The following is a 13,219-nucleotide window of genomic DNA, read 5'->3' on the forward strand; positions in this document are numbered from 1 at the left end:
GGGCGGGACCATCCCGCCCCCTGTTGTTGGGTGGTATTATTCGAACACTGCGTCCGGATTGTCGAGGCTGTCGGAGCCTTCGAATGCCAGCTGGTCCAGACCCAGCGCAGCCACAGCGGCTTCGATGGATTTGGTCTGCTCGACAAGGCCGTTCACGCCGCCCATCACCAGCGCTTCGCCGGCTTCGTTGCCGCGCTCCAGCATCTGGTCATAGGAGAAGCCGGATTCAGCGGCGGTTTTGATACGGCCCAGACCCAGCATGGTGTCAGACAGTTTGCCTTTCAGCTCTGCATCAAGGCCCGCGTCGGCTTCGGCCACCAGATCGGACAGGGAGGCACCGGACACGAGGGAGCCGTCCACACGCACATATTCGCCAAGGTAGACGTTCTGGATGCCCAGGCCGTCATAGTAGTGGCTGTTGTGGGTGTTGTCAGAGAAGCAGTCATGCTCTTCTTCTGGATCGTTCAGCAGCAGGCCAAGGCGCATACGCTCACCGGCTTGCTCGCCATAAGACAGGGAGCCCATGCCGGTCAGGATGGCCACGATGCCTGCGTCTTCGTCGCCGGTTACAGCTGTGCGTGCTTCGCCGCCGTCAACCCATTGTGCTGCCATCCATTCCAGATCGCTGACCAGAAGGTCGGTCGCGGCTTTCAGGTAAGCTGCGCGGCGGTCACAGTTGCCGTTGGTGCAGTCATCACCTGCGGCAAAATCGGTCCAGCTGCGGTCGCCTGCGCCATGCTCGTGGCCGTTCAGGTCCTGGCCCCAGAGCAGGAATTCAATCGCGTGGTAGCCGGTGGCTACATTGGCCTCAACACCGTCTGCTTCGTGCAGGGTACTTTCCAGCAGCTCAGGGGTGATGTTGGTTGCGTCCACAGTAGTGCCGGAGATGTCGAGCGTCGCATTGGCAACAACGTTCAGTGCCGCAAGAGGGTTCTCATCGGTTGGGCCGCCGTAAGATGCATCCACATAGTCGATCAGACCTTCGTCCAGCGGCCATGCGTTCACTTTGCCTTCCCAGTCATCCACGATGGCGTTGCCAAAGCGATAAACTTCGGTCTGCTGATAAGGCACGCGGGAGGCCAGCCAAGCGTCTTTGGCGGCTTGCAGCGCTTCTGCGGAAGGCGCTTCCACCAGCGCGTTCACTGCGGCTTGCAGGGTTTTCGCGGTGGTCAGGCTGTCTTCGTATTTTGCCGCAGCAATATCGGCGTAGTTGGTCAGAACGTCCGCTTTGGTGGCAGCAAAAGCCGGAGCGGCGAAGGCCATAACGGCCGCGGTTGTGGTCAGAAATGCACGTGTCATAAACTCGATCCCAAGGTTGAACTCTCGCGCATTACTGAGAAAATTACTCAGAAAGGTCAATCCTTATTGTTTCACTAGGTATTCAATTTTTGGGCGAGAAGGCCAACAAACATACCTTAAAAATATAGATTAACGCTCCAGAAGCGTCTCATAGCGCGCATCGGTCAGGGTCTTCAGGAAGGCCACAATTGCGTCAACACGTCGATCATCAAGGGCGGGACCGTGTGTGAGCTCCTTGACCGCGAGTGTTGCGGGCATTGCAGGCCGTCCAAAACGTTCGCCCGTCTCTGGGTTGATTTGTCGCGCCTCATCAAAGGTGTTGTAGCGATTGTAAAACAGAACCACCGTGCGCAGATCTTCGAACACGCCGTTGTGCATATAGGGCCCCGTCACCGCGACATTGCGCAGGCTGGGGGTTTTGAATTTGCCGCGTTGATCTGAATCTCCGGCCACCGCAGGGTTGTTCATCAAACCGAGATCCACAGTGCCCAGAGCCACCCCATTGGCCGCACGCAGCGTGGTGTTCTCTGGCACACCAATGTTGTGGAACTGGTAGTTGGTGAAGGTCTCGCGCGGATCGGTCGCACTGCGACGCAGCTGATGACAGAGGTTGCAATTGGTGAACTGCTGCGAAAAGAACAACACTCGCCCCAGATCTTCTTCGCGGGTCAATTCTGCTTCGCCGCGCAGGAAACGATCATATTTACTGTCAAATGGGGCGAATAGCTCGGTTTGCTCAAAGGCGGCAAGCGCCTGCGTCATCGCCGCATACCCAGCTTCTGCCGTTGCAAGTGTATCAGGTGCAAACAGGGTCGCGAAGGCTTGTTCATAGACTGCGTTTTCGGACAAACGCGCAACAACGGCAGCTGCGTCCTTCATCCCCATTTCCGCAGGATTGGTCGGCGGCCCGCCCGCCTGCGCGGCAAGCCCCGCCGCACGGCCATCCCAGAACTGGCCACCGACCCAGTTGCCTTCTTCATTCTGGTGGAACGCTGGGGAAAACGCCGCATAAGTGGCGCTGGGGGCGTTGCGATCCCCGAGTGACACGCCATCATCCCCAATCGATGCCATCCCGCGTGGATCTGCAAAACCAAAGTCAGGACTGTGACACGTGGCGCAGGACTGCGTGCGGTTGGCCGATAAATTCACGTCAAAAAACAGAAGCGCGCCCAAGTCTTCCAGCGTTTGCGGCACATCGGATTGGGCAAGTGCCACACCGGCCCCAAAAGCAAAGAAGACGAAAGAGGCCAACACGCATTTCATGACGCACTCCATTGGCTGAGTTGTTTTATCAGGTTTTCACGCCGCGTGCCGTCAGAGTCAATCTGTGCCCATTGTCGCAGGGGGGGGCAAACCACCAACAAAAAAGCCGCCCCAAGGGGCGGCCTTTATAACCTGTGATGCGCCAATTGCGATCAGCGGTCGCGGAACTGTGGTTCACGCTTTTCAACGAAGGCGGCCATGCCTTCGGTCTGATCCTCGGTGGCAAACAGCGAGTGGAACGCCCGACGCTCAAACAGCAGGCCTTCGCGCAGGGTGGTTTCAAAGCTGCGGTTCACGGCCTCTTTGGCGGTCTGGCTGGCGATCAGCGATTTCTCTGCGATCTTCTGGGCTGCGCCCATCGCCTCTTCCATCAGCTTTTTGGGTGGCACAACCCGGCTCACAAGGCCAGAACGCTCTGCTTCGGCGGCATCCATGAAACGCCCGGTCAGGTTCATATCCATGGATTTGGCTTTGCCCACCGCACGGGTCAAACGCTGGCTGCCGCCGATCCCGGCAATCACACCCAGATTGATTTCCGGCTGGCCAAATTTCGCGTTCTCAGCCGCAATGATGAAATCGCAGGCCATCGCCAGCTCACAGCCGCCGCCCAGCGCATAGCCGGACACCGCCGCGATCACCGGCTTGCGAATGTCCTGAATGCGGTCACCAAACTCGGCAAAGAGGTTGGAGAGGTTCACATCCGCAAAGCTCATTTCCGACATTTCTTTGATGTCGGCGCCTGCGGCGAAGGCTTTCTCAGAGCCGGTCAGGACGATGCAGCGGACTTTGTCGTTTTTGTCCGCGCTTTGCAGCGCTTCCAGCAGCTCCCCCACCAGCTGTTGGCTGAGCGCATTGAGCGCGTCAGGGCGGTTGAGCTTGATAAGGGCGACGTGCTCTTCGATTTCGACGATGATCGTCTCAAAAGCCATGAGTGATGCTTTCATTGTTCCGGTCAGGAGTGATTCCTTACCATTTGAGGCAATTCGATCAAGTTATCTTTGGCATTGCGCGCAATAGAAAGATGAGCGGCCAGATTGGGTGATTCGGCTTATTTTGCTTGTGCAGCTAGGGGTTTTGCAGGGCTCACCCTCCCGTCCATAGACATCAAAGCTGTGTTGAAAATACCCCAGTTCCCCATCCGCCTGACGAAAGTCACGCAGCGAACTGCCCCCGGCCTCAATCGCCTCTGCGAGGACCTGCCGGATGATCGGCACAAGAGACTGTGTCCGCTCTTTTGAAATGGCGCCTGCCTTGCGTTTCGGCGCTATCCCTGCGCGATAGAGCGCCTCGCAGACATAGATGTTGCCAAGGCCCGCCACGATGCGCTGATCGAGCAGGGCGGATTTGATCGGCGTGTTGCGCCCTGAGAGCTGCTCGACAAGGTAGGATTCGTGAAAGTCATTGCCCAAAGGCTCCGGCCCCAGCTTGGCCAGAAGCGGGTGGGTTTCGGCAGTTTCAAGCGGCAGCAGATCCATCGCGCCAAAGCGGCGGGGATCGTTGAAGGTGACGCGCGCGCCGTTGTCCATGTCAAAGACCACGTGGTCGTGTTTCTCAGCCTGCGGGTGATCATGGGCAAATTGGCCCAGAGGATCGCCCGACACCGTCATGCGCCCGGACATGCCCAGATGGATCAGCAGCGACTCGTCTGTATCAAGGTCGGCCAGAATGTATTTGGAGCGGCGGCGCAGGCGCAGGACTTTCGCTCCGGTCAGCCGCTCGGCCATACGCTCTGGAAATGGCCAGCGCAGATCGGGGCGGTTCACCGCCGCAGTGGCAATCACCGCGCCTTCCATGGCCGGTTGCAGACCACGACGGACGGTTTCAACTTCGGGGAGTTCGGGCATGTTTCTGTGACTCCTTTGACTGCGCAGGACAATGCGCAAATTGAGCTGATGGGCGCAAGTCACCTTCTCGGCCCGCACAGCGGGCCGCGCACTCACCAATTCGACGCATTGTACCTGTTCCACACGCTCTATATGTAGAGAGCAACCAAGAGGATTGCGCGTGATGGCGAACAACGACAACACCACCCATTTCGGCTTTGAAACCGTGCCGGAAAGCGAGAAAGCTGGCCGTGTGCAGGGCGTCTTTGGCTCGGTGGCCTCCAAATACGATGTGATGAACGACGTAATGTCGATGGGCATCCACCGCATCTGGAAAGACGCGATGATGGATTGGCTTGCGCCACGTCCCGGCCAGCGCCTGCTGGATGTGGCGGGTGGCACCGGCGACATCTCGTTTAAGTTCCTCAAGCGCGCGGGCCACGGCCATGCCACTGTCTGTGACCTGACAGAGCCAATGCTGGTGGAAGGGCGCAAGCGGGCTGAGGCCGACCATATGGCAGAAAGCCTTGATTGGGTGGTGGGCGACGCGATGGCGCTGCCTTTTGCCGACAACAGCTTTGACGTTTACACGATCAGTTTTGGCATCCGGAATGTGACCCGCCCGCAAGAGGCGCTGAACGAGGCGTTTCGCGTGCTGAAGCCCGGTGGCCGCCTGATGGTGCTGGAATTTTCCCAGATCCCAAATGACATGATGCAGAAGGTCTATGATCTTTATTCCTTCAACATCATTCCGCGCATGGGGCAGGTGATCGCCAATGACCGCGACAGTTACCAGTATCTGGTGGAGAGCATCCGCAAATTCCCGGATCAGGACACATTCCTTGATATGGTCAAAACCGCAGGGTTTGAGAACGCGAAATACCGCAACCTGACCATGGGCATCGCGGCGCTGCATTCGGGCTGGAAACTGTGAGAGGCCCCCACAATATCATTCGCCTGATCCGCACCGGTGCCACGCTGGAGCGCACCGGCGCCATGGGGGTGGTGCTGGATGCGTTTGAAGCGCCGCGCCATGTGCGCATGGTGCTGCGCGGGCTGGCCTGGCCATTTCAGTGGCTGGCGATCAAAGGCGACCCTGAGGCCCCGCCCCTGCCGCGCGCGCTGACCGCGCTTGGCCCGGCCTACATCAAATTTGGTCAGGTGCTCTCCACCCGCCCCGATGTGGTGGGCGGCGATCTGGCCACCCAGTTGCGCGTGTTGCAGGACAAGCTGCCGCCGTTTTCTGTGGCAGAGGCCAAGGCCGCCGTGCAGCAAGAGCTGGGCCTAGATGCGGATGAGATCTTCTCAGAGTTTTCCGAACCCGTCGCCGCGGCTTCTATTGCGCAGGTGCATCGCGCGCGTCTGGCGGCAACAGGTGAAGAGGTGGCTGTGAAGGTGCTCCGCCCCGGCATTGAGCGGGCCTTCCGCAAGGATGTGGATGCGTTTTACTTTGCCGCCAATGTGATTGCCTCGCTCTCACCAGCCTCGCGCCGTCTGCGCCCGATGGAGGTGATTGAGCATTTTGACGGGGTGGTCACAGGCGAGCTGGATCTGCGGCTGGAATCCGCCTCAGCAAGCGAGTTTGGGGCCAACACCCAAGACGATGAAATGTTTCAGGTGCCCACCATCAACTGGGCCTATTCCGCAAAACGCGTGATGACGCTGGGCTGGGCGGAAGGCACCCCAATTGGCGACAATGACGCGCTGGATGCGGCGGGCCATGACCGCGCCAAACTGGGTGCGCGGGTGCTGGAGCTGTTCCTGAACCACGCGCTGCGCGACGGGTATTTCCACGCGGACATGCATCAGGGCAACATGAAGGTCGCCGCCAATGGGGATATCATCGCCTATGACTTTGGCATCATGGGCCACATCGATGAATACACCCGTCGGGTTTACGCGGAGATCCTGTTTGGCTTCATCCAGCGCGATTACAAACGCGTGGCCGAGGTGCATTTTGAAGCCGGGTATGTGCCTGCGGATCAAGATGTGGATGAATTTGCCCGCGCCCTGCGCGCGGTGGGCGAGCCGATCTTTGGCATGGATGCCGATCATATTTCCATGGGTCGGCTGCTCAACTACCTGTTTGAGGTGACAGAGCGCTTTGGCATGGAAACCCGCACCGAGCTGATCCTGCTGCAACGCACCATGGTTGTGGTTGAAGGCGTGGCCCGTTCGCTGGATCCGCATCTCAACATCTGGGACGTCGCCAAACCCGTGGTCAGCGCCTACATTCAGAAAAGCATCGGTCCGCGCGCCCTGCTGCGCGATCTGGCCAAAACCGCGCGTGTGATGACCCGCTTTGGGCCACGATTGCCTGCGATGGTTGAGGCGGCCCTGATTGCACAATCCGATCAGAAAGAACCTGCATACCCAAAGGTCTGGCCTTGGGTGGTGTCTGGTGCCGTGGCCGGGGCTTTTGCCGCCGCAATGTTGATTGGTCTGGGCTACGAGCTCTGGCACTGAAATCCGGCCTGAGAGATTTGGCCTGAGAGATCTGGCCTGACCTTCACCATCAGATCAAAACAAAAGAAGCGCCCCAGGGGCGCTTCTTCTTTATGGGCAAGAGCCCCTATAAAACTGCGACTTACAGCAGGCCGGCGTGGGCCATGGCTGCGTCGATCTGCGCTTTGGTGTCATCGGTCAGGCAGGTGAGCGGCAGGCGCACCTCCTCATTGCAAAGACCCAGACGCGACAGCGCGTATTTTGCGCCCACAAGGCCCGGCTCTACAAAGATCGCCTCATGCAGTGGCATCAGCTTGTCCTGATATTCCAGCGCTTTGGCGTAATCACCCGCCAGCGTCGCCGCCTGGAATTCCGCGCAGAGTTTCGGGGCAACGTTGGCCGTCACAGAAATGCAGCCCACGCCGCCATGGGCGTTAAAGCCGAGTGCGGTGGCATCTTCGCCGGAGAGTTGGACGAAGTCAGCGCCACAGGTGGCACGTTGCTGGCTCACGCGGGCCAGATCGCCGGTGGCGTCTTTCACCCCCACAATACGCGGCAGCTTGGCCAGCTCCCCCATGGTTTCCGGGGTCATGTCGACCACCGAACGGCCCGGAATGTTGTAGATGACAATCGGCAGCGTGCAGCAATCGTGGATCGCGGTGAAATGCGCAATCAGGCCACGCTGGGTTGGCTTGTTGTAGTAAGGCGTCACCACGAGGATGGCGTCTGCACCGACTTTTTCCGCGTGCTGCGCCAGATGGATGGCTTCCAGCGTGTTGTTGGAGCCCGCGCCCGCAATCACCGGCACACGGCCTGCGGCGGCGCGCACCACCTCTTCTACCACAGCTTCATGCTCGGCATGGCTCAGGGTGGGGCTTTCACCGGTGGTGCCAACGGGCACAAAGCCATTGGTGCCTTCGCCGATGTGCCACTCCACCAGTTTCTTGAGCGTTTCCAAATCCAGCTCGCCGTTCGTGAACGGCGTGACGAGTGCGGGGTAAGACCCTTTGAACATGGCACGCTCCTTTGTTTTGCGCAGCTGGGCGGAATTGCCCGGGGTATGAAATCGCGCGGACCCTAGCGGGAAGTTGCCCGCTTGCCAAGATTGTGAGTTGAGGCTGGGGAAGGCGCGTCGTATCGTGCGGGTTCTATCCTGTTTGGCATGGGAAAATGCAAGCCATGTTGCGTCTTTTTCTGACAGTTGTTGTGGCCTTGCTTATGGCCATGCCCGCCACCGCCCAGCATCGTGAAGAGCTGCGCGCCGCGATGAGTTCTATCCGCGCAAAAGATTGGGAGGGGGCCGCAAGGGCGGTGCGCAACACCGATCAGGTGGCGCGCGACATCGTCGAATGGCACCGTCTTCGCGCCGGAGAAGGCAGCCCGGATCAGGTGCTGGCCTTTCTGGATCGGCGCGGCGACTGGCCCGGCCTGCCCTATCTGCGCAAACAATCCGAAGCCGCTTTTGAAGGGGTGAGCCGTGAAATGGCGATGTCCTTCTTTGTGCATGGCAACGCACAGACCGCCGAAGGCGCGCTGGCGCAAGCGCGCATGTTGGAACAGGCCGGAGAGGCAGGCGCCGCGCAAGCGGGCATTGTGGTGGCTTGGCGCACCATGGCGATGAACGCACAAACCAAGGCCGACTATCTCAAACGATATGGCGATTTGCTTGCGCCCCATCACACCGCCCGGCTGGACAGCATGTTGTGGAAAAACTGGCAGAGCAACTCGGAAGCGATGTATCCCCATGTTTCAGATGGCTGGGTCGCGCTGGCCAAGGCACGGCTGGGGCTGCGGGCCATGGCCAAAGGGGTCGACGGGCTGATCAATGCCGTGCCTGAGAGTTTGCAGAATGATCCCGGCCTGGCCCATGAACGTTTTGTCTGGCGTCACCGAAAAGATCGCGACGAGAGTGCCATTGAGCTGATTCTGGCACGCAGTGAGGCGGGCACTTTGGGAGAACCCGAAGAATGGGCGCCACGGCGGCGCTCTCTGATCCGCAGCCAGATGCGGGCAGGCAATTATCGCACCGCTTATGCGCTGGCGGCCACGCATCGCCTGACACCCGAGGCGGGCTATGCCTATGCCGATTGTGAATGGCTCGCGGGTTATCTGGCGCTGCGCTATCTCGACCGCCCTGAAGAGGCCGCCGCGCATTTCCTGCAGTTTGCGCAAGCTGTGGAAACCCCGATTTCGCTGGGGCGCGCGGGCTATTGGATGGGCCGCGCTTATGAAGCGTTGGGAGACACGGCCACGGCCCAGCAGGCTTATGTGGCGGGTGGCGCCCATCAGACCAGTTTTTACGGACTACTGGCCGCCGAAAAAGCCGGAATTGCTTATGATCAAGCGCTGAAAGGCACCGAACGTTTCCCCGATTGGCGCGCGGCCGCCTGGACCACCTCCAGCGTGCATCAGGCGGCGCGCATGTTGCTGGCGGCGGGTGAGCTGGATCTGGCAGAACGGTTCTGGGTGCATCTGAGCGAAACACAGGATCGCAGAGCGCTGGGGCAGATGGGCCAGATGGCGCTGGATCTGGGGCAGCCGCATGTGGCGGTGATGCTGGGCAAACAGATGGTGCGGATGGGCGTGACCCTGCCCGGGCCCTATTATCCGCTGCATCCGCTCTCTGAGCAAAGCCTGCCGGTCGCCGATGAGCTGTCGCTGGCGATTGCGCGGCGGGAAAGCGAATTTGACCCGGTGGTGGTGAGCCACGCGGGCGCACGCGGGTTGATGCAGCTGATGCCCGGCACGGCGCAGCTGATGTCGAAGTCAACGGGCGAAGCCTATGTGCTGGGCAATCTGACAGCGGATCCAGCCTATAACGCACGTCTGGGAAGCGCCTATCTGGCGCGGCTGTCAGAGCAGTTTGATGGCAATATCATCATGATTGCGGCGGGCTATAATGCGGGGCCCAACCGCCCGCTGCGCTGGATGGAAAACAATGGCGACCCACGCGGCGGATCAACCGAGGCGATGATCGACTGGATCGAGATGATTCCGTTCAACGAGACCCGAAACTATGTGATGCGGGTGGCCGAAAGCCTGCCGGTTTATCGCGCGCGGCTGGGCAAGGACCCGCATCCGGTGCCCTTTGGGCGCGAGATCGTGGGCGCCACCATTCAGAGGTTGAACTAAGCCGCCTGTCGTTCACGCCACCATGTGAACAGGCCAGCGGCCAGCACAATTGCGGCCCCGATCGCCACATTGAGGCGCAGCGTTTCGCCAAAGGCCGCCATGCCCAGCGCGGCCGCAAAAGGCAGTTGCAAATAGGCAAAGGGCTGCACCGCGCTGGCTTCGGCCACGTCATAGGTGCGGATCAACAGCCAGTGACCAAAGACACCGCTGCAACACAGAATCGCCATCCAGATCCAATCCGGGCCAGAAATCGGTTCCCAGTAAAACACCCCGATGGCCGTCATCACCACACAGCCGACGACACCGGTGTAAAAGAAACTGGTCTGCGCGCTGTCTTTGCGCGCCACATAGCGGGTCATCAGGCCATAAACGGCAAACATCAGCGCCCCCAGCAAGGGCACCGCTGCTGCCGGGCTAAACACGCCTGAGCCGGGTTTCAGAATGATCATCACGCCCACGGCGCCAAGGCCAATGGCCAGCCAGCGCCGCCAGCCGACACGCTCGCCGAGCACGGGGCCGGAGAGCGCGGCAACCATCAGCGGATAACAGATGAAAATGGCATGGGTTTCTGTCAAACCAAGAAGCGTGAAGGCCAGAACCGTCACACAGATTTCCAACGCCAGCAGCGCGCCGCGCCCGACCTGCAGCCATGGAAAAGCTGTGCGTGCGACTTTGCGCAAACCGCCAGCGTGCCGCGCCGAAATCGCAATCACAAAGGCTGCAAAAAACCAGTAGCGGATCATCACCACCAGATAGGTGTTGTATTCGCCGGCCAAATGCCGCGACAGGCCGTCCTGCAGCGCAAACACCAAGGTGGTGAGTGACATCAGCAGAATGCCAAGCCGGTTGTTAGCAGCGCTCATGTGGCGGGTTTCACACATTGGGTCATGTGGCGCTTGCGGCCAAAGCCCGGAATGCGCGTGACTGCGAACCCCGCCGCCTCCAGATTGCGGCGCACAAAGCCTGCGGCCGTGTAGGTCGCGGCCGTGCCGCCCGCTTTGGTGTGTGTGCCCACCTGCGCCAACAGGGCCTCATCCCAGAGCTCGGGGTTTTTGGCTGGGGAAAAGCCATCCAGAAACCAAGCGTTTGCTTCAAAATCCATGGCCGCGAGTGTTGCGCGTGCATCTCCAACAACCACCTGCGCCTCAATGCCTGCGAGCGTGGCCAGCGTTTGGTCTTCGCGATAGGCCGCCACAAGACGGTCGGCATAGTCCCCCAGCTCAGGGAAAGCGGCCAGCGCGCGCGCCATTTCATCCGCGCTCATCGGGAAGGCCTCAAAAGAGGTGAAGCGCAGCGGGCCTTGCCCACCCGCCTGATCCCAGGCCATCCATGTGGTCAAAAGGTTCAGCCCGGTGCCAAAGCCCAGTTCGGCAATGTGAAACCCCGGGGCAAAGCGCGCGGGCAGGTCATTGCCTGCCAGAAACACATGGCGCGTTTCGGCCAGCCCATTGTCGAGGCTGAAGTAAGGGTCATCAAAACGTGTGGACACGGGAATGGCATCCTGCCGCCATTCAAGATCCGCCTGCTGGTCGCTCATCATGCTTTGCCTTATGGAGGTGTGCGCGGCATTTGACCACAAACGCGCGCTTTGGCAATGGGCTTCAACACAGACAAGGACGGAACCATGGTGGATGTAACGGTGATGGGCGCGGGCGCTTTTGGGCTGTCGGTGGCCTGGGCCTGTGCAAAACGCGGCGCCAAGGTGCGGGTGATTGACCCAAATGGCGTGGGCGCAGGTGCAAGCGGGGGGCTGGTGGGCGCGCTGGCTCCGCATACGCCGGAGAATTGGAACGTCAAAAAGGCCTTTCAATTTGAGAGCCTGATCATGGCAGAGAGCTGGTGGGCGGAGGTCGAGGCCGCAGGTGGCGTGACTGCGGGCTATGGCCGCACTGGGCGCATTCAGCCGATCCGCGACGCGCACGCGCTGACACTGGCCAAGGCCCGCGCCGAAAGCGCCAAGGAACTTTGGCAGGGCAAAGCCATCTGGGCGATTGTGCCGCAAGACAGCCTTGGCGATTGGGCCCCGATCAGCCCCACCGGCTGGCTCATTCACGACACGCTGACCGGCCGCATGTTCCCGCGCCGCGCCTGTGCAGCACTGGCTGCCGCGCTCATCGCGAAGGGTGCCGAGATCACCAAAGAGGCCACGCCTGAGGGCAAAGTGGTCTGGGCCACGGGTTATGAAGGCTTGCTGGCGCTGTCAGACGAGATGGGCAAAGCGGTCGGCAATGGCGTCAAAGGTCAGGCGGCGCTGTTGCGGCTGGACCAATCAAAAGCGCCGCAGCTCTTTGCCGATGCGGTGCATATCGTGCCCCATGCGGATGGCACGGTGGCAATTGGCTCCACCAGCGAGCGCGATTTTGACAACCCAACCAGCACCGATGCGCAACTTGATGCGGTTCTGGCGCGCGCCTATGCGGCGGTGCCTGCGCTGAAAGAGGCTGAGGTGATCGAGCGCTGGGCCGGGGTGCGCCCGCGCGCCAAAAGCCGTGCGCCGATGCTGGGGGAACACCCCATCCGCAGTGGAGAATTCATCGCCAATGGGGGCTTTAAAATCGGCTTTGGCATGGGGCCAAAAGCGGGGGAAGTGATGGCGGATCTGGTGCTTGAGGGCAAAGACGCCGTGCCTGACGCCTTCCGCCCTGAAGCCTCGCTGTAGGTGTTTACTGTCCGCGCGCAACATCCGCTTTGAGCGTATCCATCAGCGTGGTGAGCGAGGCAGTGTAGTGCTCGCTCATCAGTCGACCGTCGGCATCAAACTCATTGCTGCTATTGGCCAGACCAAATTCCGGGGCCAATGTGATGCGGGGGCGAAAGGCCACCAGACAGCTGCGCAACATGGTTTGGGCACGCACACCGCCTGCCCGCCCCGCCGCCGCGCTCATCAGGGCCGTGGGTTTGCCGACCATTGGCTTCTCAGAGTGGCGACTGATCCAATCCAAGGCGTTTTTCAGAACGCCGGTGACACCCGCGTTATACTCCGGCGTGGAGATCAGCAGCGCATCGGCCTCTGCGATCTGCGCCACAAGCGTATTCACGCCTTCGGGCAGGCCGCTTTCGCTCTCCAGATCCCCGTCATAAAGCGGCAGGTTGAGATCCGCCTCAACATAGTCCGTGGCACCATACAGGCGTGCCGCTTCGCGCAGCAGAAGCCGGTTGGTCGAGCCCGTGCGCAGCGCGCCAGACAGGCCAAGCAGTTTATGGGGCATGATCATCCTCCTTGTTCACACAGACACAAGGTAGGCAAAAAGGCGCCG

At 60.4% G+C, this 13,219-nt stretch carries 12 protein-coding genes; 4 read left to right on the forward strand and 8 right to left on the reverse strand.

The annotated features are described in order from the left end of the window. Nucleotides 1–36: 36 nt before the first annotated feature. The 4 genes from J7413_RS06260 to mutM all read right to left on the reverse strand — a co-directional run bounded on the left by J7413_RS06260 (nt 37) and on the right by mutM (nt 4,406). A complete protein-coding gene (locus tag J7413_RS06260; protein WP_209097199.1) occupies nt 37–1,299 on the reverse strand; it encodes an imelysin family protein in 1,263 nt (420 codons plus the stop codon). Between the two features lie 129 nt (nt 1,300–1,428). Further along, complete coding sequence (locus J7413_RS06265) at nt 1,429–2,562, reverse strand: cytochrome c peroxidase (protein WP_247743352.1); 1,134 nt, start codon at nt 2,560–2,562, stop codon at nt 1,429–1,431. A 152-nt stretch (nt 2,563–2,714) separates the two neighbouring features. Further along, a complete protein-coding gene (locus J7413_RS06270; protein WP_209097344.1) occupies nt 2,715–3,491 on the reverse strand; it encodes an enoyl-CoA hydratase in 777 nt (258 codons plus the stop codon). A gap of 63 nt (nt 3,492–3,554) precedes the next feature. Next, the gene (gene mutM, locus J7413_RS06275) at nt 3,555–4,406 is read right to left on the reverse strand and encodes a bifunctional DNA-formamidopyrimidine glycosylase/DNA-(apurinic or apyrimidinic site) lyase (protein WP_209097201.1); all 852 of its coding nucleotides are present in this window, start codon (nt 4,404–4,406) and stop codon (nt 3,555–3,557) included. A gap of 163 nt (nt 4,407–4,569) precedes the next feature. On the opposite strand from mutM, the gene ubiE reads away from it, so the two are divergent. Together ubiE and ubiB are read left to right on the forward strand one after the other, a co-directional pair. Beyond that, nucleotides 4,570–5,319 carry a bifunctional demethylmenaquinone methyltransferase/2-methoxy-6-polyprenyl-1,4-benzoquinol methylase UbiE gene (gene ubiE / locus J7413_RS06280; RefSeq protein ID WP_209097202.1) on the forward strand — a complete coding sequence of 250 codons (750 nt, stop codon included), beginning with the start codon at nt 4,570–4,572 and terminating at the stop codon, nt 5,317–5,319. Then, entirely contained in the window at nt 5,316–6,851 is a 1,536-nt protein-coding gene (gene ubiB / locus J7413_RS06285; RefSeq protein ID WP_209097203.1) for a 2-polyprenylphenol 6-hydroxylase, read from the forward strand. The genes ubiE and ubiB overlap by 4 nt, the downstream gene beginning before the upstream one ends. 121 nt (nt 6,852–6,972) lie before the next feature. On the opposite strand, the gene dapA is transcribed toward ubiB, so the two are convergent. Continuing rightward, nucleotides 6,973–7,845, reverse strand: coding sequence for a 4-hydroxy-tetrahydrodipicolinate synthase (gene dapA, locus J7413_RS06290; protein WP_209097204.1), 873 nt, complete (start codon nt 7,843–7,845; stop codon nt 6,973–6,975). Between the two features lie 164 nt (nt 7,846–8,009). On the opposite strand from dapA, the gene J7413_RS06295 reads away from it, so the two are divergent. Continuing rightward, nucleotides 8,010–9,962, forward strand: coding sequence for a lytic transglycosylase domain-containing protein (locus J7413_RS06295; protein ID WP_209097205.1), 1,953 nt, complete (start codon nt 8,010–8,012; stop codon nt 9,960–9,962). On the opposite strand, the gene J7413_RS06300 is transcribed toward J7413_RS06295, so the two are convergent. Together J7413_RS06300 and mnmD are read right to left on the reverse strand one after the other, a co-directional pair. Then, nucleotides 9,959–10,825 carry a DMT family transporter gene (locus tag J7413_RS06300; RefSeq protein ID WP_209097206.1) on the reverse strand — a complete coding sequence of 289 codons (867 nt, stop codon included), beginning with the start codon at nt 10,823–10,825 and terminating at the stop codon, nt 9,959–9,961. The two genes, J7413_RS06295 and J7413_RS06300, sit on opposite strands and share 4 nt — an antisense overlap. Next, a complete protein-coding gene (gene mnmD, locus J7413_RS06305) occupies nt 10,822–11,499 on the reverse strand; it encodes a tRNA (5-methylaminomethyl-2-thiouridine)(34)-methyltransferase MnmD (protein ID WP_209097207.1) in 678 nt (225 codons plus the stop codon). Before mnmD ends, J7413_RS06300 begins: the two co-directional genes overlap by 4 nt. Nucleotides 11,500–11,586: 87 nt before the next feature. Here mnmD and J7413_RS06310 point away from each other — a divergent pair, with 87 nt between their 5' ends. Next, nucleotides 11,587–12,621, forward strand: coding sequence for an FAD-dependent oxidoreductase (locus tag J7413_RS06310; RefSeq protein WP_209097208.1), 1,035 nt, complete (start codon nt 11,587–11,589; stop codon nt 12,619–12,621). A gap of 4 nt (nt 12,622–12,625) precedes the next feature. Here J7413_RS06310 and J7413_RS06315 read toward each other — a convergent pair whose 3' ends face one another. Beyond that, nucleotides 12,626–13,171 (reverse strand): NAD(P)H-dependent oxidoreductase, encoded by a 546-nt coding sequence (locus J7413_RS06315; RefSeq protein ID WP_247743353.1) that lies wholly within the window; start codon nt 13,169–13,171, stop codon nt 12,626–12,628. Nucleotides 13,172–13,219: the final 48 nt, after the last annotated feature.

Source organism: Shimia sp. R10_1 (assembly GCF_017744095.1).
Lineage (GTDB): Bacteria > Pseudomonadota > Alphaproteobacteria > Rhodobacterales > Rhodobacteraceae > Shimia.

Bases quoted from the DNA above. Each gene is read 5' to 3' on its own strand.
- J7413_RS06260 (WP_209097199.1), bottom strand. From the start codon at position 1,299: ATGACACGTGCATTTCTGACCACAACCGCGGCCGTTATGGCCTTCGCC.
- J7413_RS06270 (WP_209097344.1), bottom strand. From the start codon at position 3,491: ATGGCTTTTGAGACGATCATCGTCGAAATCGAAGAGCACGTCGCCCTT.
- J7413_RS06310 (WP_209097208.1), top strand. From the start codon at position 11,587: ATGGTGGATGTAACGGTGATGGGCGCGGGCGCTTTTGGGCTGTCGGTG.
- J7413_RS06315 (WP_247743353.1), bottom strand. From the start codon at position 13,171: ATGCCCCATAAACTGCTTGGCCTGTCTGGCGCGCTGCGCACGGGCTCG.
- mutM (WP_209097201.1), bottom strand. From the start codon at position 4,406: ATGCCCGAACTCCCCGAAGTTGAAACCGTCCGTCGTGGTCTGCAACCG.
- ubiE (WP_209097202.1), top strand. From the start codon at position 4,570: ATGGCGAACAACGACAACACCACCCATTTCGGCTTTGAAACCGTGCCG.
- J7413_RS06295 (WP_209097205.1), top strand. From the start codon at position 8,010: ATGTTGCGTCTTTTTCTGACAGTTGTTGTGGCCTTGCTTATGGCCATG.
- J7413_RS06265 (WP_247743352.1), bottom strand. From the start codon at position 2,562: ATGAAATGCGTGTTGGCCTCTTTCGTCTTCTTTGCTTTTGGGGCCGGT.
- dapA (WP_209097204.1), bottom strand. From the start codon at position 7,845: ATGTTCAAAGGGTCTTACCCCGCACTCGTCACGCCGTTCACGAACGGC.
- mnmD (WP_209097207.1), bottom strand. From the start codon at position 11,499: ATGAGCGACCAGCAGGCGGATCTTGAATGGCGGCAGGATGCCATTCCC.
- J7413_RS06300 (WP_209097206.1), bottom strand. From the start codon at position 10,825: ATGAGCGCTGCTAACAACCGGCTTGGCATTCTGCTGATGTCACTCACC.